The 20095-nt window shown below is 68.2% G+C and carries 12 protein-coding genes and 1 tRNA gene; 12 read left to right on the top strand and 1 reads right to left on the bottom strand.

Annotated elements, in window-relative coordinates; translation table 11 throughout:
• The first annotated feature begins 47 nt into the window (after nt 1-47).
• The 9 genes from WMF28_RS06015 to WMF28_RS05975 are packed head-to-tail and all read left to right on the top strand — an operon-like array spanning nt 48 to nt 14654.
• Nucleotides 48-1154 (top strand): AAA family ATPase, encoded by a 1107-nt coding sequence (locus tag WMF28_RS06015; protein WP_437601105.1) that lies wholly within the window; start codon nt 48-50, stop codon nt 1152-1154.
• Nucleotides 1151-1801 (top strand): DUF4276 family protein, encoded by a 651-nt coding sequence (locus WMF28_RS06010; protein WP_437601104.1) that lies wholly within the window; start codon nt 1151-1153, stop codon nt 1799-1801. Before WMF28_RS06015 ends, WMF28_RS06010 begins: the two co-directional genes overlap by 4 nt.
• Nucleotides 1801-5145: an Eco57I restriction-modification methylase domain-containing protein gene (locus tag WMF28_RS06005; protein ID WP_437601103.1), complete on the top strand. Its 3345-nt coding sequence runs from the start codon at nt 1801-1803 to the stop codon at nt 5143-5145. The genes WMF28_RS06010 and WMF28_RS06005 overlap by 1 nt, the downstream gene beginning before the upstream one ends.
• The gene (gene pglZ, locus WMF28_RS06000; RefSeq protein ID WP_437601102.1) at nt 5142-7502 is read left to right on the top strand and encodes a BREX-1 system phosphatase PglZ type B; all 2361 of its coding nucleotides are present in this window, start codon (nt 5142-5144) and stop codon (nt 7500-7502) included. Before WMF28_RS06005 ends, pglZ begins: the two co-directional genes overlap by 4 nt.
• 2 nt (nt 7503-7504) lie before the next feature.
• Nucleotides 7505-9553, top strand: a complete 2049-nt coding sequence (gene brxL / locus WMF28_RS05995) for a protease Lon-related BREX system protein BrxL (protein WP_437601101.1) — start codon at nt 7505-7507, stop codon at nt 9551-9553.
• Nucleotides 9554-9563: 10 nt separating this feature from the next.
• Nucleotides 9564-11129: an SAVED domain-containing protein gene (locus WMF28_RS05990; protein ID WP_437601100.1), complete on the top strand. Its 1566-nt coding sequence runs from the start codon at nt 9564-9566 to the stop codon at nt 11127-11129.
• Nucleotides 11126-12265 (top strand): SMODS domain-containing nucleotidyltransferase, encoded by a 1140-nt coding sequence (locus WMF28_RS05985; RefSeq protein WP_437601099.1) that lies wholly within the window; start codon nt 11126-11128, stop codon nt 12263-12265. The genes WMF28_RS05990 and WMF28_RS05985 overlap by 4 nt, the downstream gene beginning before the upstream one ends.
• On the top strand, nt 12262-14124 hold the full coding sequence (locus WMF28_RS05980; protein WP_437601098.1) for a HesA/MoeB/ThiF family protein: 1863 nt from the start codon (nt 12262-12264) through the stop codon (nt 14122-14124). The genes WMF28_RS05985 and WMF28_RS05980 overlap by 4 nt, the downstream gene beginning before the upstream one ends.
• Nucleotides 14121-14654 carry a Mov34/MPN/PAD-1 family protein gene (locus tag WMF28_RS05975; RefSeq protein WP_437601097.1) on the top strand — a complete coding sequence of 178 codons (534 nt, stop codon included), beginning with the start codon at nt 14121-14123 and terminating at the stop codon, nt 14652-14654. The genes WMF28_RS05980 and WMF28_RS05975 overlap by 4 nt, the downstream gene beginning before the upstream one ends.
• A gap of 488 nt (nt 14655-15142) precedes the next feature.
• Here WMF28_RS05975 and WMF28_RS05970 read toward each other — a convergent pair.
• Nucleotides 15143-15218, bottom strand: a tRNA-Asn gene (locus WMF28_RS05970).
• Between the two features lie 186 nt (nt 15219-15404).
• Here WMF28_RS05970 and WMF28_RS05965 point away from each other — a divergent pair.
• The 3 genes from WMF28_RS05965 to WMF28_RS05955 all read left to right on the top strand — a co-directional run bounded on the left by WMF28_RS05965 (nt 15405) and on the right by WMF28_RS05955 (nt 20086).
• Nucleotides 15405-17060: a lipopolysaccharide biosynthesis protein gene (locus WMF28_RS05965; RefSeq protein ID WP_437601096.1), complete on the top strand. Its 1656-nt coding sequence runs from the start codon at nt 15405-15407 to the stop codon at nt 17058-17060.
• 223 nt (nt 17061-17283) lie between these two features.
• Nucleotides 17284-18957, top strand: a complete 1674-nt coding sequence (gene ettA, locus WMF28_RS05960) for an energy-dependent translational throttle protein EttA (protein ID WP_437601095.1) — start codon at nt 17284-17286, stop codon at nt 18955-18957.
• A 94-nt stretch (nt 18958-19051) separates the two neighbouring features.
• Nucleotides 19052-20086: an endonuclease/exonuclease/phosphatase family protein gene (locus WMF28_RS05955; RefSeq protein ID WP_437601094.1), complete on the top strand. Its 1035-nt coding sequence runs from the start codon at nt 19052-19054 to the stop codon at nt 20084-20086.
• The last annotated feature ends 9 nt before the right edge of the window (nt 20087-20095 follow it).

The raw sequence follows: 20095 nt of genomic DNA, 5'->3' as shown, positions 1-20095 counted from the left end.
CAGACAGCCTCCTCTCCTTCGCGCCCGGAACGTCGACGATCGACCTCTTGCCGCTCAACGTCCTCATCGGACCGAACGCCTCTGGCAAGTCGAACCTGATCGAAGCCGTCGAGCTGCTCCGCTCCACGCCTACGGGCTTCGCATCGGCAATCCGCGATGGTGGCGGCGTGCGCGAGTGGCTGTGGAAGGGCGATTCGCCCAAGACGAGCACGATCGACGCCCGCCTTTGTCGTGGCGGCAAGAAGAGCGATCTCCGCTACCGGCTTGAGTTCACGGCAGCAGGCGACCGCGTGGAGGTCACGGACGAAGCGCTCGAAGAGGCCGACAAGCACAAGGACGGCGCCAAGGACGTTTACTTCTACTACCGCTTCCAGAAGGGGCACCCGGTGCTGAACGTCGCCTCGGACGACGGGAAGCGCGTCGAGCGCAAGTTGCAGCGCGACAGCCTCGCGCCCGACGCATCCGTGCTTTCGCAGCGCAAGGAGCCTGACCTCTATCCCGAGCTCGCCTGGGCTGCGAATTCGTTCTCTCGCATCCAGACCTTCCGCGAGTGGAGCTTTGGCCGCTACGCAGCCGTGCGCCAGCCCCAGCCCGCGACGTCTCCGACCGAAGTGCTGCTCCCCGATGCCCGTAACCTCGGGCTGATCCTCAACCAGATCGAGCACAGCAGCGCGGCCAAGAAGTTCAACGAGCTGCTCAAGCGCCTCCTCCCGCGCTTCGAACGCGTAAGCACGCTTACCCAGGGCGGCACGATCCAGTTCTTCCTTCACGAAGACGACTTGAAGACGCCGGTCCCGGCGACGCGCCTTTCGGACGGCACGATTCGATTCCTCGCGATGAGCGCCGTCCTCTTGCAGCCGTCGCCGCCACCGCTCGTGTGCATCGAGGAGCCGGAGCTGGGGCTCCATCCCGACGCGCTGTCAATCGTCGCCGACCTCCTCGTCGACGCGAGCAAGCACACGCAGCTCATCGTGACGACGCACTCCGATGCGTTGCTTTCGTATTTGAGCCTCGAACCCGAGTCGGTCCTCGTTTGCGAGAACATCGGCGGTACGCAGGTGCGGCGCCTCAAGGCTGACGATCTGAAGAGCTGGCTGGAGAAGTACCGCCTCGGCGAGGTGTGGCGCATGGGCGCGATCGGGGGCAACCCGTGAGCAGCATCAAGATCTTCGTCGAAGGTGGTGGCGAGACGAATGCCGACGGGCGCGGCGAGCTCCGCGTCGCGTTCGACACGCTCATTGGCGCCCAGAAGGAAGCCGCCCGCAAGAAGCGAATGAAGTGGGACACCGTCTTCTGTGGCGGCCGAAGTGAGACCGCCGACGAGTTCGCAAAGGCGCTGAAGCGCAAGGACGCGGACTTCGTCGTGCTCGTTGTCGACGCGGAGGACGAAGTCACGTCCGCGACGCCCTCGCATCCCACGCCGGCTGAGCGCGTGAAGCACCTGGAGACGCGCGACGGCTGGACCGAGCAGCTCAAGGAGGCCACGCCGGAACACGTCCACCTCATGACGAGGTGCATGGAGGCGTGGGTCGTCGCCGACGAAGAGAAGCTCGAGGAGTTCTACGGCAAGGACTTCAAGAAGAACGCGCTGCCGAAGCGCAAGGTGCTCGACGAAGAGCCGAAGACCTCTCTCTACGCCGCCATCGAGAAGGCCACCAAGGCCACGAAGAAGGGCAGCTACGGCAAGGTCAAGCACGCGAGCGCACTGCTGAAAATGGTACGACCCGGCAAGGTCGCCGAGCGCTGCGTGTCGTTCCAGCAGCTCACGCAGTGGCTCGACGCCGCCATCGGAGGTGCGTGATGGCATCGCTCGACCGCAACCTCCGCAGAGCTCTCGAGAACGCCGTGAAGAAGGCCCGCCGCGCCGCGGAGGCCGGCGCGCGGCAGGCCGTCGAGCAGCTCGCCGTGGGCCACCATGAGCCGTGGTCCGCGCTCTCGCCCGACCAGCGCAAGCTTCGCAACCGCCTGCGCGCGCACGGCCGCCAGCTCGGCGACAAGCTCGACGACAAGAAGGGTACGCAGACCATCGAGCGGCTCACCGGCGAGTGCGCCTACGAGCACTGGCATCGGCTGCTGTTTGCGCGCTTCCTCGCGGAGAACGACCTGCTCGTCGAGCCCGAGAGCGGCATGGCGCTCTCGCTCGACGAGTGCCGCGAGCTCGCGCGGGAGCAGAGCAAGGACTGGCTCGTGCTCGCGAGCGACTTTGCGCAGCGCATGCTGCCGCAGATCTTCCGCGCGGGCGACCCGGTGCTCGAGGTGGCGCTGCCGCCCGAGAAGCGCCAGGAGCTGGAGGCGATCCTCGAAGGGCTGCCGCGCGCGGTCTTCATCGCCGACGACAGCCTCGGCTGGGTCTACCAGTTCTGGCAGGCGGACCAGAAGGACGCGGTCAACGCCTCGGAGAATAAGATCGGCGCCGACGAGCTGCCCGCCGTCACGCAGCTTTTCACCGAGGACTACATGGTCCTCTTCCTGCTGCACAATACGCTCGGCGCGTGGTGGGCCGGCAAGGTGCTCGCGGAGAAGCCCTACCTCGCGCGGTCGGCAGCGTCGGAGGACGAGTGTCGCGCCGCGTGCGCCGTGCAGGGCATCGAGTGGAGTTACCTGCGCTTCGTGCGCGAGGGCGACGTGTGGCGGCCCGCTGCCGGCACGTTCCCTGGCTGGCTGACGGCGGCGAAGGACCTCACGGTGCTCGACCCTTGCATGGGCAGCGGACACTTCCTCGCGTTCGCGCTGCCGATGCTGGTGGCGCTCCGGCGTGAGGAGGAGAAGCTGTCGATCGCCAAAGCCGTCGACGCCGTGCTGCGCGACAACCTCTTCGGGCTCGAGCTCGACCCGCGCTGCACACAGATCGCCGCGTTCAACGTCGGGCTCACGGCGTGGAAGCTCGCGGGCTACCGGCCGCTGCCCGCGCTGAACCTCGCGTGTGCGGGCCTCGCGATCAACGCGCCGGTTGCGGCGTGGACGGCGCTAGCGGCGGGAGATGCGCTAGCTGAGAACGCGATGAAGCAGCTGTACGAGCTGTTCCGTCAAGCGCCGACCCTGGGCTCGCTCATCGACCCGACTCGGGTTGGCGGCGAGCTGTTTGTTGCGGGCTTCGATAAGGTCCGTGGGCTGCTTTCGTCGGCGCTTGCGTCCGAACAGTCGGAAGACGCCGAGCTGGCGGTCGTCGCGCAGGGCATCGCCAAGGCGGCATCGATTCTGGCACATCGCTACACGCTGGTGGCGACCAACGTTCCGTACCTCGCGCGGCGAAAGCAGAGTGTTGAGCTGCTGCAGTTTACAGACGTGTATTATGAAGTTGGTCGCGGAGACATAGCGGCGGTGTTCGTGGAACGTTGCATCCGATTTTGCTCGCCAGGGGCGACCTTCGCTGCCGTGGTTCCGCTGAACCTGATGTCGTTGTCTTCTTACGAGCCCATGCGCCGGTCCTTGCTGAATTCTCGAACGTTTCTGCACGCGGCGAAACTCGGGTCCGGTGCGACCGCCACCGCGAGCTGGGATGTACTGAGAGCGCTCATCATCGTCACGGACTCGAAGCCGCTTGGCGACTACGAGGTTACGGGACTTGAGACAGACGCTCCTTCGTCGTCCGGTAGGGCGGATTGTCTGTGTCGCGGCGGCGTGGCTCGCACGATGAGTTCCCGTCAACTATCCAACCCAGACGCTCGCATTGCCTTCGCCGTAAACTCGGACACGACGCCGCTAAGCGACTATGTCACTTCTTCCTGGGGCATCTCGCCCGCCGACCTATGCCGGTTTGGGCATCGCTTTTGGGAACACCCGGCTATGGAGCACCCTTGGGTTCGGTGGCAAAGCTCAGTATCAGCAACAGTAGAGTACGGCGGACGAGAGTGGGTTCTGCGCTGGGACGCAACTCTGCACGACGCGGTGGAGACGACTTCGGCAGTCATTCGAGGGGAATCCGACTGGGGGAAGCCCGGAGTCGTTGTTGTTGCAACCCGCGGCCTTCCCTGCACGATCTACGGCGGCGACGCGTACGACGCGAACGTTGCCGTGCTCAGTCCGAAGGATCCGCAGCATGCCGCGGCGCTTTGGGCTTACTGCACCTCGGCAGAATACGCGGAGGAAGTCAGAAAACTCGACTCGGCCTTGAAGGTCACCTCAGCGACTTTGGTCAAGGTTCCTTTCGATCTAGATAAGTGGGAAAGGATTGCTGCGGCCCAGGGACTGAGTGAGTTACCAAAGCCGTCGTCTAAGGATCCTACGCAATGGCTGTTCAAGGGAGGCGCTCGAGGCAGAGCAGCATTCCAAGTCGCTGTGGCGACGGCAATGGGATTTCGTTGGCCCGAACATGGTTCGATGGCAAATGAACACGCTGATGAGGACGGCATCGTGTGTGTCCCTCCGCTCCGTGGAGAGCTCTCAGCTGCTGATTGCATTCAGCGCGTTCTCCTGGCGCAAATGGAGCACGGAGCAACCCTAGCGGAAGCGCTCGTGCATGCCGGTCGCGCTGGAGAAAACCTCGAGACGTGGGTGCGCGAACGCTTCGCAGAGCAGCACTGCGAGGTCTTTCATCAGCGCCCCTTCATCTGGCAAGTATGGGATGGGCTGAAGGACGGCTTCAGCGCGCTACTGAACTACCACAGGCTTGCCGCTCCACGTGGCGAAGGGCGGCGCACACTCGAGAAGCTGATCTACACGTACCTAGGCGACTGGGTCGACCGACAGCGCGCGGACCAGAAGACGGGCGTCGAGGGCGCCGACGGGCGCGTCGCCGCCGCCGAGCACCTGAAGCGCGAGCTGGAGAAGATCCTCGAGGGCGAGCCGCCCTACGACCTCTTCGTTCGCTGGAAGCCGCTGCACCAGCAGCCGGTCGGCTGGGAACCCGACCTCGACGACGGCGTGCGCGTGAACATCCGCCCGTTCATGACCGCGAAGCCCTTGAACGCGCGCGGGAAGAACGCCTGCATTCTGCGCGTGGCCCCCAAGATCAAGTGGGACAAGGACCGTGGCAAGGAGCCGACGCGCGAGAAGGCCGACTTCCCGTGGTTCTGGGGCTGGGACGAGAGCACGCAGGACTTCGCGGGCGGGAAGGAGTTCGACGGCAACCGCTGGAACGACCTTCATTACTCGCGCGCCGCGAAGCTCGCCGCGCGTGAGCGCGCCAAGGGAGGCAAGTCGTGACCGCGTCGACCTCTCGCCGTCGCAGCACCAACCCGCCGCCGCACGTGAAGGGGCTGCTCGACCAGCTCGAGAAATCCTTCCTTCACGCGCTGCGCAGCGGCGAGGGCGAGGCCGCGCCCGCCGCGCTGCTCTGGGCCGATGCTGACAAGCAGTGGGCGGCCCTCGTCGCGCGCCTGCAGACCGCGCTGCCGCACCTGTTCGTGCTCGGGACCTACGACGCCGCCAAGCGCACGGGCCCGGCCATCTGGCTGCGTTGCGTGGTCGACCGCGTGCTCGAGGAGGTCGCGCTCGATCCCGGCGTCGTACCGATCCTCTACCTGCCCGGCGTGGCCCGGCAGTCCCTGCGCGCAGGCGACGAGTGCTTGCGTGAGCTGCAGCCGCTCGTCGAGCTGCAGTACCGAGGCCGCGTCTGGCACCAGAAGAACGGGCGCGACTGGACGGTCGAGGCCTTCCTCGTCTCGGAGGACGGGCTCCAGCTCGACGTGGCCCAGGACGCCAAGACCCGCGAGGCCGCGCAGCGCAGCCTGCCACTCCTCGCCGAGACGCCGCTCGACGGCCTGCGCGGCCATCGCCTCGAAGCCGACGACTTCGATCGCCTTGCCGTCAGCGATCCCACCCGCGACCTCCTGCGCTGGATGGGCGTCGGCGATGGTCTTCGCAAGACCGAGGGCGAAGCCCGCTGGAAGGCCTTCTGCGGCGTGTGCAACTCGGACTTCAAGTTCGACCCGGACAAGAAGTCTCCCGCCGACGCCGCGAGCGCGCTCGTCGAGGGCAGCGGCAAGTGGGCCAACGTCTGGCAGCGCTTCAAGGAAGCGCCGAAGCTCTATCCTGCCGTCGCCAAGCTGTTGCGCGACACCGCCACGCCGCTCCTCCATCGCGGCAGCGAGCGCGACGCGGGCGGCAACACCAAGGCCGAGCAGGAACTCCGTGCAAGCCTCGAATCGCTCGCGAACAAACCCCACGCCACCGCGCTCGCCGTGGTGGCCGCGCTCGAAGCCGCGCACGGCAAGCGGCGCAAGTGGGTCTGGGCCGAGCTCGGCGAAAGCCCGCTGGCCGGCGCCCTCGCACCTCTCGCGAAGCTCGCCACGGCCGCCGCCACCACGCTGGGCGGCGCCACCGTCGACGCGGCGGTCACCGCCTACGTGAACGACGGCTGGCGTTGCGACCGTGCTGCGCTCGAAGCGCTCGCCTCGGTGAAGCAGCCCGCCGACGTGGCGCTCATCCAGAGCGTCGTGCGCGCGCTCTACCTGCCGTGGCTCGATGCCTCCGCGCGCCACTTCCAGGGCCTCATCGACGGTGCAGAAAACGCCGTGCGCGCGAAAGTCACGGGGAGCCAGCACGAGAAGGACGCGTGCCTCATGTTCGCCGACGGCCTCCGGTACGACGTCGCCGGCATGCTCGCCGAGCGCCTCGAAGCGAAGGGCCTCCGCGCGCGCTTGAACCACCGCCTCGCGCCGCTGCCGACGGTGACGTCGACCGCGAAGCCCTTTGCGACGCTCTCGCACGACAAGCTCGAAGGCGGCGAGGACATCGTCGACTTCAACCCGCGCTTCAAGAACAGCCCGCAGGCGGCCAACGCGCAGCGGCTGCGGGACGACATGGCGAGCCGAGGCATCGACCTCCTCGGCGACGAGATTCGCCCCGCGAAGCAGGGGACGACGGGCGGCTGGCTCGAGACCGGCAAGCTCGATGAGTTGGGCCACAAGCTGGGTGCGCGTCTCGCCGCGCAGATCGACACCGAGCTCGAGATTCTCCTCGACCAGGTCACCGGGCTCATCGACGCGGGTTGGACGCGCATCCGCATTGTCACGGACCACGGCTGGCTGCTCATGCCGGGTGGCCTGCCGTCTGTCGAGGTGCCCAAACACCTCACGGCGACGAAGTGGTCACGCGCAGCCACGGTGAAGCGCGACGCGAAGCCTGAGGTGCCCGTCTACCCCTGGCACTGGAACCCGCACGTCCGTATCGCGTCACCGCCCGGCGTCGGCAGCTTCGCCAAGAACACCGAGTACTCGCACGGAGGCATCAGCCCGCAGGAGTGCATCGTTCCCGAGCTGTTCGTCGAGCGCGGCGGCGGTGGCACCACCGCGTCGATCACCGCCGTCACCTGGCGCGGCATGCGCTGCCGCGTGGCGGTGAGGACAAACGATCCCTCCGTGCGCGTCGACCTGCGCACCAATTGGAAACAGGCGAACACGAGCATCGCGGCGTCGCCCAAGGAGGTCGGCCCGGCCGGCGAGCAGAGCCTCGCCGTCGCGGATGACAGCCACGAAGGTCACGCCGCCATGGTCGTCGTCCTCGACGGCGCGGGCAACGTGCTCGACCGCAAAGCCACGACTGTCGGAGAAGCGTCATGACCATGACCCTCGACCATCTCGATCAGCAGGCGGCTGCGGTCTTCGACGGCTACCTCGTTCGCAAGGACCTCGTTCGCAAGTACGCGCGCCAGTACCCGGTGCCGACCTACGTGGTCGAGTTCCTCCTTGGTCGCTACTGCGCCAGCACCGACGAGAAGGAGATCGCGGAGGGACTCCAGATCGTCGAGAAGCAGCTCCGCGACCGCACGGTGCGCACGGGCGAGGAGGAGCTGTTCAAGGCGCGCGCGAAGGACAGCGGCAGCGTCAAGCTCATCGACATCATCAAGGCGCGCCTCGACGCGAAGAACGACCGCTTCCTCGCCGAGCTTCCGAGCCTCGCGCTGCGCGATGTGCTCATCGACGACCAGCTCGTGCGCGAGAACGAGCGCATGCTGACCGACGGCTTCTACGCCGAGGTTACACTCGCCTACGACGGAGTCGCCGCGCAGGAGCAGGGAGGCCGCCCGTTCTCCATCCAGTCAATGCGCCCGATCCAGATGTCGAAGTCGGACGTGCTCGATGTGCTGGCCAAGGCACGCCGCTCGTTCACGACGCAGGAGTGGATCGACTTCCTCATTCGCTCGATTGGTCTCGAGGCTGCATCGCTCTCCGAGCGCGCGAAGCGCGTCGCCATCTTGCGCATGGTCCCGTTCGTCGAGCGCAACTACAACCTCGTCGAACTCGGCCCGCGCGGCACCGGAAAGAGCCACCTCTTCCAGCAGATCTCGCCGTACGCTCACCTCATCTCGGGCGGCAAGGCGACGGTCGCCAAGATGTTCGTGAATAACGCGAGCGGCCAACGCGGGCTCGTGTGCCAGTACGACGTCGTCTGCTTCGACGAGGTGTCGGGGGTCTCCTTCGATCAGAAGGACGGCATCAACATCATGAAGGGCTACATGGCCTCGGGGCAGTTCAGCCGGGGCAAGGAGAACATCCGCGCCGAGGGTGGCATCGTCATGGTCGGCAACTTCGACGTTGACGTTGAGCAGCAGCAGCGCGTCGCGCACCTGCTCAGCCCGCTGCCGCCGGAGATGCGCAACGACACAGCGTTCATGGACCGCCTTCACGCCTTCGTGCCGGGGTGGGACTTCCCGAAGCTCAACCCCAATGACCACTTCACGGACCACTTCGGCTTGGTGAGCGACTTCCTCAGCGAGTGCTGGAGCAAGCTGCGCTCGGGCAACCGCGTCTCGGTGATGCAAGGGCGCGTTCACCTCGGCGGCGCGCTCTCCGGCCGCGACATCGAGGCGGTGAACAAGACGGTGAGCGGCCTGACCAAGCTGCTCTTCCCCGACCCCGAGGCGCCCGTGCCCGACGAGGACCTCGAGTGGATTGTGCGCGTCGCCCTCGAATCGCGGCGCCGCGTGAAGGAGCAACAGAAGCGCTGCTTCAAGAGCGAGTTCCGCAACACGCACTTCAGCTACATCGTCGGCCCTGAGGGCGTGGAGCAGTTCGTCTCGACGCCCGAGCTGCACAGCGACGAGGCCATCGAGAGCGATCCGCTCCCACCCGGCCAGGTCTGGGCGGTGAGCCCCGCGAGCCCTGACGCTGGCCCGGGCCTCTATCGCCTCGAGGTGGCCAGCGGACCGGGCGCGGGCGTGAAGGTGCTCAACCAGCCGACGCCACCCGCCTTCCGCGAAAGCGTGAAGGTCGGCGAACAGAACCTCTACACACGCGCCAAGGAACTCGTCGGCGACCGCAACCCACGCGAACACGAGTTTTCAATCCAGATGCGTGCACTCGACGCCGACAAGGCCGGGGCGGGCCTCGGCGTCCCGGTCCTCGTCGCCCTATGCGGCGCGCTCCTCGGGCGCAACACGCGCGGTGGAACCATCGTCGTCGGCGCGCTCAACCTCGGCGGCTCAATCGAGATGATTCCGAACGCTGTGCGCATCGCGGAGCTGGCCGTCGACAAGCAGGCGCAGACCCTGCTGATGCCCGTCGCCGCCCGCCGGCAGCTCAACGACCTGCCCGACGAGCTGTGGACCAAGCTCAACATCGAGTTCTACAAGGACGCGTCGGACGCCGTCTTCAAGTCGCTGGTGGAGTGAGGGGGAGGCAATGGCACTTCACCAAGTCGGCGCACGGACCGAAGGCGACGTTTACCAGGGCCTGTTCTTCTGGCGGCAGGCGGCCGACCTACTGCGCCCGAACTCCCTGGTCGAGCGCGTCGTCCTCGAACACGACGACGCCGATGGCGTCGACGACGTCGCCGTCTTCTACCGCGCGCCCGGGGTCAACGCGGGCGGCTGGCAGGCGAGCGCTGACTACTTCCAGCTCAAGTACCACGTCGACAACCGCGACGCGTACAGCGCCGACGCGCTGATCGACCCGTCGTTCATCAACGCGAAGGTCTCGCTGCTCAAGCGCTTTCATGAGGCCTACGCCCACCTGTCGAAGCAGGAGCGCGTCCCGTTTCGGCTCCACCTCGCGTCCAATTGGCGATGGAAGGACGACGATAAGCTCGCCAGCCTTCTGCGCGAATTCGACGGTGAGCTGCCGCCCAAGTTCTTCGAGGATGGCGCGAAGGGCGACCTCGGGAAGATCCGCGAGAAGTGGCGCACCCATCTGAGCCTCGACGTCGAGCCGTTCACGGCGTTTGCTCGCACGCTGCGGTTCCAGCTCGATCACTTCGGGCGACGCGACTTCAAGGCGTACGTCTACGCAACCCTCGAGGCCGCCGGCCTCCGCACGCCAAGCGCTGACCGCGCGGCGTGCCCCTACGAGAGCCTGGTGCAGCAGTTCCTGATGAGCGGCCAGCACTCGTTCGACGAGGCCGCGTTCCGCGCGTTGTGCCAGAAGGAGGGGCTCTTGGCCGATCTCGGCGCCAAGCCGTCACGCCCCTTCGCCATCGGCGTGCGGAGCTTCATGCGCTTCGCCGAGCGGCTCGAGTCCGAGGTCGACGAGCTCGTCTGCGTCTCGTCGAACTTCGACGGCCGCCACCTGGCGCAGGGCGGTTCGTGGGAGGCGAGCGCGGCGCAGGTGCTCGCATTCCTTGGCGACCAGGAGCGCCGGGCACGTCTCCGCGCTGGGGAGTCCGTGATCGCCCTTGAGTGCCACGGTTCGTTCGCGCTGCTTGCGGGCTGGGAGCTGAGCCGCAACTCCGGCGTGAAGGCAGCGCCGCTGCAGAAGCCGAACCTCGATGTGTGGCGACCGACCGAGAACACGACTGTGGGCCCGTCGTGGGCGGCACCGCAGGCGATCGAGAAGAATGCGAACGCCGACGACGTGGCGATCTGCTTGTCCGTCACGCACGACGCGCGTGGTGACGTCGAGGCCTACCTCGCATCGGCGGGTGCGCCCCCGGTGCGCCGCCTCGTGGTGCTGAGCCCGGAGGGCGGGCCGTCGCCCCGGAGCATCAAGGGCGCCGACCACGCCTACCAGCTCGCGAATGCGCTTCCCGCGCTGCTCACGAGCGCACGCCCGAGTCGCACCGCGAGGGCGCACGTCTTCTTCGCGTGCCCCAACGCGCTGATGTTCTTCATCGGGCAGCAGCGCGAAGCACTCGGCCGACTCGCACTCTATGAGTTCGACTTCGGAATCGAGCGCGACGGGTCCTACCAGATCTCCATCTCGCTCCCGCCCCCGGCGAAGGCCGTCGCGGAACACCAAGAGCCCACGCCATGATCCTTGAAACCGACTTCGCTGACTTCCTGCAGGACATCCGACCCACCAAGGCGATGCGCGATGATCTGAAGACCGGACACCAGACGCTACGTGACCGCCTCAACGCGGACGAGGGGCTGAAGAAGTGCCTCGTCTCGGACTTCCTGCAGGGCAGCTACAAGCGCTCGACCGCGATTCGCCCGAAGGGGGACCGGCGCTCCGACGTCGACATCATCGTCGTCACGAAGCTCTCGGAGGAGGAGTACACGCCGGCAAAGGCGATGGACGTGTTCAAGCCTTTCCTCGACAAGCACTACAAGGGGAAGTGGCGGCAGCAGGGGCGCTCGTTCGGCATCGAGCTGTCTTACGTCGAGCTGGACCTCGTGCTCACCTCTGCGCCCTCGGAGGCCGAGGCGGGCATCCTTCGGTCCGAGGCGCTCTCGGCCGACGATGGTCTCGAAGATGATCCCGAGTGGCGCCTCCACCGGTCGTGGCTCGCGCTGGGCTCCCGGTATAGGAGCGACGCGCGAACGCTCCTCGCCGAGGCGAAGAACGAGCCCGAGTGGAAGTCACAGCCCCTTCGCATCCCGGACCGCGACGCGAACAAGTGGGAGTCGACGCACCCGATCGCCCAGATCAGGTGGACGCGCGACAAGAACAACCGCACGAACAAGCACTTCGTCAACGTTGTGAAGGCCATCAAGTGGTGGCGCGTCGAGAAGCACGAGGAGCCGAAGCACCCGAAGGGCTTCCCGCTCGAGCGGCTCATCGGCGAGTGCTGCCCCGACGGCATCGAGAGCGTCGCCGAGGGTGTCGTGAAGACGCTGGAGAAGATCGTCTCGCAGTACGCGCTGTCGGTGCTGGCCGGCGGAAAGCCGAGTCTCCCGGACTACGGCGTGTCGACGCACGACGTCTTCAAGCGGATCACGGCTGACGACTTCAAGAGGTTCTACGACCAGGTCAAGGACGGCGCCGCTCTTGCGCGACGCGCGTATGACTCGCAGGACCGCACGGAGAGCGGCAAGCTCTGGCGCGACCTGTTCGGCAGCAAGTTCCCGAAGCCCCCGGAGGCCGGTGGCGGCGGCTCGGGCGGTTCGGGGCGTGGCTACACGCCGCCCACGGGTCCTGCCACGCCGGGGAGCGGCCGCTTCGCGTGACCTCGACGACCGTCCTTCCACCGCCTGCGATCGAACGCGGCCTGCGCGGCTTGTGCGCGGTCGTTGCGTGCTCGGTGGAGGACGGTCCCAAGTTCGATGAAAAGGCGAAGCGGTGGGTCGTGCGGCTCGTGCTCCGACGTGACGCCGGCGCCGAGTTCGTTGCCGCTGCAACCCGATGGTGCGTACTGCTCGACGACACCTATCCCTTCGGGCGTGTCTCGTTCTACCCGGCTTCCGAAGGTGGGCTCACCGCAACGTTTCCTCACCAGTCGCGGAACGCGCCGGGGCGCGATCGACGTGCGTGGCGAGATGGACGGCTTTGCCTCGACACACCTTTCGGCGGCGAGCGGCGCGTGGTCGTCGTACGCGATCCCGTTGGCGACGCCGACCAGCGGCTTCGATGGCATACCGAGCGAGCACTCCAGTGGCTGCACCGAGCGGCGAACGACCAGCTTCTCGCAGCGGGCGACCCCTTTGAGCTGCCCGATCGACCTCACACCACCGCGCGCGGTTGGATCCGCGAGCGCGTCGTTCACGACGAGAGCGCGGCGTCCTTCGCTGCCTGGGATGGGCGCGCGGGGAGCTTCGGCATCGCTCGGTTCGGCGCGCTGAAGGACATCGGCAACGTTCTCACCATCAAGAGCTTTGAGGACCAGAGCGGTGACGTTGTCCGGGCATGGTCAGGACGCGAGCTCGGTGACCTGGCGCAAGAACGACGCGTGAACGGCTTCTGGTGGCTGTGGCCGCAGCCGGTCGTTGTGCGGCCGTGGCAGGCGCCAGGGACGTGGCGAGACCTTCGGCGAATCGCGAAGGCGATGAACATCGACGTCGACGCGATGCTGCGATGGCTGTTCCCTCAGCTTCGTGGTTCGAAGAGCAGCGGCATCCTCATGCTCGGCTACCCGATGCCCGCGCGCGTCGGAGAAGACGCCAATGAGGTCCACTGGGACGCATTGCTCCTGCCCCGTCTTGAAAAGGCCGAAGGGCAGCCACACGGCTTTCGCCCGAACGCACGTGGTTGGTGGCACCGCGATCGCTACGGGAAGTTCGCTGACACCGTCGCGCTCGAGTACCTGTTCACCGACAACTGGAGCGGCGATCGCCTGCAAGCTCGCGGGCGACTGCCGCGCGCAGTGCGAGACTGCAACGTCGCGGTCATCGGTGTTGGCGCGCTCGGTTCGGTCCTCAGCGAGCTGCTCGTGCGCGCCGGCGTGAAGAACATCGCGCTGATCGATGAGGATGTAGTGGAGTCCGGCAACGTCAACCGGCACGTGGCAACGCTCGTCGACGTCGGCAAGTCCAAGGTGCCAGTCGTCGCACAGCGGCTCCGGCAGATCTCGCCGACCATTCGAGTCGCCGAGTTCAGCGAGAAGCTGCCCAGCGACGCCAAGGCCATCGAGACGCAGCTCGACGAGTACGACATCATCATCGACTGCACGTCGTCGGACATGGTTCTGTCGACACTTGAACGAGCATGGTGGTCGATCCCTCGCACCTTCGCTTCCTTCTCCATGGGCTTCGGTGGGAAGCGCCTCTTCTCGTTCGGCGTGAGCGGCAACCGTTTCCCGCAAGGAGACTTCGCCAGAAACGTCCGCCCCTGGCTTGAGCACGAGTCGAAAGCTTGGGCCGACAACGACGAGGTCTTCGAGGGCGCAGGCTGCTGGTCGCCGCTCTTTCCCGCTCGTTGCGACGACGTCGTTCTGGCGGCAGCGGTCTGCGTCAAGGAGCTGGAGACGGTGGTGGCGAAGAGGCCAACCGCGCCACGCTTCCGGGTATTCGCACAATCGTCATCGGACGACGGCTTCCAGGGCTTCGCGCCCGAGAGCGCGCCGCCCGCCCTGGAGGCGTTGGCGTCATGAGGACCTGGAGGGGCAAGACCGAAGACGGCACGTTCGCCGTGGAGCTACAGGCCTCCGTTCTCGGGGCGCTCGATCGGTACTGTCGCGACGCAGGCTCCGTGGAGACGGGCGGCATCTTGATCGGGCGCTACTCCGACGACCTCGCGCTTGCGATCGTACGCGAGGCGACGCCGCCGCCGACCGACTCGAAGCGAAGGCGCTCGTGGTTCCTGCGCGGCGTGAGCGGTCTGCGCGAGATGCTCAGCAAGCGGTGGAGGGCCAAGGAACGGACCTTCTACATCGGCGAGTGGCACTTCCATCCCGCGAACCACGTGGAGCCGAGCGGCGACGACTTCGCGCAGATGCTCGAGATCAGTCAGGCCCGCGAGTACGACTGCAAGGAGCCGCTACTTCTGATCCTTGGCGCCGGGATTCACGAGGGGTATCGGATCTTCCGCGCCTTCGTCTGCCCAGCCGAAGGCGCTCCTCTGGAGCTTCACTGCATGAAGGAGGAGCGACAGGCGGCGGCCAAGACGGGAGGGGCGATCTGACGACGGCGATGATGGCAGCGGCGTCCAACAGTGCTGCGCCGGACGCGCAGGGCGCGCCCACCTGCGCGCCGTTGCCCACGACTCGCGCCACGCTCGGGACCGGCGGTTTGCACGCGCCACGCGCCAACGTGGGCGCCCATTCCGCGCTCGCGCGGGACAGCGCCCCGATGATCAACAGTCCCTCCCCGCGCGGGACAGTTGATCGCCCGGTCGCCGTCCCGGAGAACGAGGGTCGGCTGTTAACCGAGTCTCGGCTTCTCTCTCCCCGCGGGCACGAGAAGAGAGCGCGAACGCCGTCCCACGCGCCTTCGACGCGCGCCTCTTCACGCGCGCGGCGTTCTCAGCGCGAACGCCGTCCCGGCGCGCGCCGCGCTCGACTTCGCGCAAACCCTCGGGAAATCAGGGGAGAAAAGACAACGGCCCCGGAGATCGCTCTTCGAGGCCGCTGTTAAAAATTGCGGGGTCGCGTTTCCGCGACCCCGCATGAATGGCTCCAGCTGCTGGACTCGAACCAGCGACCCGGCGGTTAACAGCCGCCTGCTCTACCAACTGAGCTAAGCTGGAATGCGTCGGAGACGGCGCGAGAATAGTCAGCCGGACCTTCCCGTCAAGCGAATCCGCACGCCGCATCGCTTTGGTGACGCGCATGTGAGCTCGCCCGGTCTTCCCCCCCGCCCCGCCCGTCCCCCGCGTGCGTCCCGGCGCCCCGGCGAGATTGCCCGCCTGGCGTGCTTCTGCGACAACGCCGCCGTGCCGCGCGCCGCCGTGCCCTCCCCGCCGCCGCCCCAAGCCCCCGACCTCTCGCAGGCTCCCCCGGACCCCGCGCAGGCCGCCCCCTCTCCGCCCTCGGCCGCCCCCTCTCCCTCCCCTGCCGCCCCCTCCCCCTCCGCCGCCCGCTCCGCCGGCCGCGGCGGCCTCGCCATCGCGGGCGCCAAGGTCTCCTTCATCGTCTTCGGCTTCGTCCAGCAGCTCATCCTTCCCCGGCTGCTCGGCACCGACGGCTACGGCGAGGTCTCCATCGTCCTGGCCGGGGTCGGCGTGGTCAACAACGTCATCGTCGCGACCGGCATCCAGGGCGTCTCGCGCGCCGTCTCCAGCGTCGCCGACCGCGACGCCGCCGAGGCCTTCCGCCGCACGCTCGCCCTGCACGCCGTCCTGGCCATCGCCGTCTCCGCCTCGTTCGCGCTCCTCGCCGGCGCCATCGCCGACTTCTCCGAGGCCCCGCACGTCGCCGGCCCGCTGCGCCTCGCCGCCGGCGTCGTCCTCCTCTACGGCCTCTACGCCCCGCTCGTCGGCGCGCTCAACGGCCAGCGACGCTTCCTCACCCAGGCCGCCTTCGACGTCGGCTACGGCGCGCTCCGCACCGCGAGCATCGCCGCTGGCGCCCTCCTCTTCCTCCGCGCCGGCCAGAGCGGCGTCCTCGGCGCCATCGCCGGCTTCGTCGCCGCCGCCGCCATCATCGTCCCCCTCGCGACCCTCAAGACCGGCCTCGGCCGCCGCGGCAACGCCGGCCCCTCGATCCGCGAGCACCTCGTCTTCCTCCTGCCGCTCGCCGTCTCGCAGACCTTCCTGAACTTCCTGCTCCAGACCGACTTCTTCCTCCTGCGCCGCTTCCTCGGCCAGGCCACGAACCACCTCGCGCTCGGCCCGAGGGCCGCCGACGACCTCATCGGCGTCTACCGCGGCGCGCAGCTCTTCGCGTTCCTCCCGTACCAGCTGCTCCTCTCCGTCTCCTTCATCCTCTTCCCGATGCTCGCCCGCGCCCGCGCCGAGGGCGACCGCGCCGCCGTCCGCCGCTACACGATGACCGGCGTCCGCCTCTCGTTCCTGCTCACCGGCCTCCTCTGCGGCCCCATCTCGGGCCTCGCGCCGCACGTGCTGCGCTTCGCCTTCCCCGTCGAGATCTACAGCCGCGGCGGCGACACGCTCCGCGTCCTCTCGCTCGGCATGGGCGCCTTCGCCATCCTCGGCGTCGCCTCGGCCGCGCTCACGAGCCTCCGCAGGGAGCGCATCGCGGCCGCGCTCACCGCCGCCACGGTCCTCCTCGTCGCCGTCGGCTGCTCCGTCGCCGTCCCCCGCGCCCCCTTCGGCCCCGACATGCTCGTGAGCTCCGCGACCGCCACCTCGCTCGCGCTCGCCACCTCCGCCGTCGTCGCCGGCGTCCTGCTCCACCGCGTCGCCGGCGGCTTCGTCCCCGCGCTGACGGTGCTCCGCGTGGGCGTCGCCCTCGCCGCCGCGATCGCCGTCGGCACGCGCCTGCCGTGGCTCGGCAAGGTCGCCGTGCTCGGCGAGGCCGTCCTCGTCGGCCTCGTGTACATCGCCCTCCTCGTCGTCACGCGCGAGGTCGGCCGGGACGATCTCGCCGCCCTGCGGCAGGCGTTCGGGCGCGGCGCGCGCCGGGCCTAGGCCCAGGCGGCGCCAGCGCCGCGCCAGGCCCGCGCTCGCCGCCCGGCAGCGTCCGCCTGCCTTCTCCGACCGCCTTCTCCGGCTCGGACGCCCGCCTCGAGGCCCCCTTGACCGTCAGCCGGCGATCTCGCATACGGCCTCTCCCCCAGCCCGGCCAGCGCCGCGCCCGCTCGAAGGCCGAGCGGCGCCACGCGACGCGCCGGCACCCCAGGCAGGCGAAGACGTGGCTCCTCAATTCATCTTCACGATGCAGGATGTCCGGAAGGTGCACCCCCCGAACAAGGAGGTGCTGAAGGGCCTGTGGCTCTCCTTCTACCCGGGCGCGAAGATCGGCGTCCTCGGCTCGAACGGCGCCGGCAAGAGCACCCTGCTCCGCATCATGGCGGGCGTCGACAAGGACTACCTCGGCGAGGCCAGGCCCGCCGACGGCGTCCGCATCGGCTACCTCGCCCAGGAGCCGCAGCTCGAGGCGGGCAAGACCGTCCTCGAGCACGTCGAGATGGCCGTGCACGACGTCCGCTCCCTCGTCCAGCGCTTCGAGGAGATCGGCACCCTGCTCGGCGAGTCGCCCCCCGACATGGAGGCGCTCCTCGAGGAGTACGCCACGCTCCAGGACAAGATCGAGGCCGCGGGCGGCTGGGAGATCGACCGCGTCGTCGAGCGCGCCATGGACGCCCTCCGCCTCCCCCCGCCCGACGCCGACGTCACGAAGCTCTCCGGCGGCGAGCGCCGGCGCGTCGCCCTCTGCAGGCTCCTCCTCGAGAAGCCCGACATCCTGCTCCTCGACGAGCCGACAAACCACCTCGACGCCGAGAGCGTCGCCTGGCTCGAGCGCTTCCTCCACGACTACCCGGGCACCGTCGTCGCCGTCACCCACGACCGCTACTTCCTCGACAACGTCGCCGGCTGGATCCTCGAGCTCGACCGCGGCGCCGGCATCCCGTACGAGGGCAACTACACGGGCTGGCTCGAGCAGAAGAAGAAGCGCCTCGAGCTGGAGCAGAAGCAGGAGAGCTCGCGCAAGCGCACCCTCGAGCGCGAGCTCGAGTGGGTGCGCATGGCCCCGCGCGCCCGCCAGGCCAAGAGCAAGGCCCGCCTCGCCGCCTACGAGTCGCTGCTCGCCGAGGACAGGTCGAAGAAGGTCGAGGAGAACGAGATCCATATCCCCGCCGGCAATCGCCTCGGGAACGTGGTCGTCGAGGCCGACCACCTCCGCAAGGGCTACGGCGACCGCGTCCTCATCGACGACCTCACCTTCTCGCTCCCGCGCGGCGGCATCGTCGGCATCATCGGGCCGAACGGCGCCGGCAAGACCACCCTCTTCCGCATGATCATGGGCCAGGAGCAGCCCGACAGCGGCGCGCTCCGGATCGGCGAGACCGTCGAGCTCGCGTACGTCGACCAGTCGCGCGACGCCCTCAACCCGAACAACAACGTCTGGCAGGAGATCTCCGGCGGCGAGGACCGGCTGATCGTCGGCAAGCGCGAGGTCAACTCGCGCGCCTACGTCTCCAGCTTCAACTTCGCCGGCAGCGACCAGCAGAAGAAGGTCCGCGACCTGTCCGGCGGCGAGCGCAACCGCCTCCACCTCGCCAAGCTCCTCCGCCGCGGCGGCAACGTCCTCCTGCTCGACGAGCCCACGAACGACCTCGACGTCGACACCCTCCGCTCGCTCGAGGACGCGCTCCTCAGCTTCGCCGGCTGCGCCGTGGTCATCAGCCACGATCGCTGGTTCCTCGACCGGATCGCGACCCACATCCTCGCCTTCGAGGGCGACAGCAAGGTCGTCTGGTTCGAGGGCAACTACGCCGACTACGAGGCCGACCTGAAGCGCCGCCTCGGCGCCGACGCCGCCGAGCCCCGCAAGCTCCGCTACCGCAAGCTCACCGCGAGCTGACGCAACGCAGCGCGCTGCGCCCGCGGCGTTCCACCCTCGGAGCACGTTTCCGGTCTGGCGCGACGCGGGTGCCCGCAGTAGCTCTTTCTCTCCTATGGTCCGGAGCCCCTTCGGCGCATGGCGTGCATGGCTCAGCGCGGTCGCCGCAGCGGCCGCGCTGGCGACGACGGCCGCCGCCGGCTGCCGGGATGCTGCGGAGCTCCGCTCGCCGTTCGCCGTCGCCACGTCGAATGGCGGCGGGGGCGCGGGCGCGGGCGGCTCGGGAGCCGGCGCCGGTCCGGGCGACCCGCCGGCGGAGGCCGTGCCGCTCGCGGTCGTAACGTGGAACACAAAGGATTTCTTCAACGACAAGGAAGACACGGGAGGCACAAAGGAGATCGTGCTCAGCACCGCGCGCTACCGCGAGAAGCGCGAGGCGATCGCGGCGGTGCTCGCGGACCTCGACCCCGACGTCGCGGTGCTCCAGGAGGTCGAGCACCTCGACGTCCTCGAGGACCTGAACCGCATCGAGCTCGGCGGCGCGTACCCCCACGCCGCGCTCGTCGAGGCGTACGACCCGCGCGGCATCGACGTCGGCGCGCTCTCGAAGATCCCGTTCGACAAGGTCGTGTCGCACCGGGACGATCGCTTCACGCTGCGCGGGACGCACGGGCCCGTCTACACGTTCGCGCGCGACTGCCTCGAGCTCCACCTCACCCGGGGCGGCCGCCAGGTGATCCTGCTGGGGGTCCACTTCAAATCGAAGGCAGCGCCCGACGACCCCGACCGGCGCCTCGCCGAGGCGCAGCGCGTCCGTGCCATCGCCGACGCGCTCGCCGCAGCGCACCCCACCGCCGTGATCATCGTGCTCGGCGACTTCAACGACCTGCCCGACTCACCCCCGGTCGAGGCCATCGCCGGCTCCGGCCGGGCCGCGTTCAAGGACGTCGCGACCGCGGCGCCGCCCGCGGATCAGTGGACGTACGACTTTCACGGACAGCTAGAGCTCATCGACCACCAGATGGTCAATCCGTTGCTCCGGCGGATGCTCGACCCGGGCTCGGTCCACATCCCGCACGGGCCGTGGATCGAGGACGCGAGCGACCACGCGCCAATCTTTTCCGCGTACAGGATCACCCCGCCCACGTAAGCGTTCGAC

The sequence above is a fragment of the Sorangium sp. So ce590 genome (assembly GCF_051521365.1).
Classification (GTDB): Bacteria; Myxococcota_A; Polyangia; order Polyangiales; family Polyangiaceae; genus Sorangium.
Note: the sequence above shows the minus strand (reverse complement) of the source record. Positions and strands in the feature narration are given on the sequence as shown.

What these genes read in the sequence shown, in the direction of transcription:
- brxL (WP_437601101.1), top strand. Translation starts at nt 7,505, where the DNA reads ATGACCCTCGACCATCTCGATCAGCAGGCGGCTGCGGTCTTCGACGGC.
- WMF28_RS05955 (WP_437601094.1), top strand. Translation starts at nt 19,052, where the DNA reads ATGGTCCGGAGCCCCTTCGGCGCATGGCGTGCATGGCTCAGCGCGGTC.
- WMF28_RS06005 (WP_437601103.1), top strand. Translation starts at nt 1,801, where the DNA reads ATGGCATCGCTCGACCGCAACCTCCGCAGAGCTCTCGAGAACGCCGTG.
- WMF28_RS05990 (WP_437601100.1), top strand. Translation starts at nt 9,564, where the DNA reads ATGGCACTTCACCAAGTCGGCGCACGGACCGAAGGCGACGTTTACCAG.
- WMF28_RS05985 (WP_437601099.1), top strand. Translation starts at nt 11,126, where the DNA reads ATGATCCTTGAAACCGACTTCGCTGACTTCCTGCAGGACATCCGACCC.
- WMF28_RS05975 (WP_437601097.1), top strand. Translation starts at nt 14,121, where the DNA reads ATGAGGACCTGGAGGGGCAAGACCGAAGACGGCACGTTCGCCGTGGAG.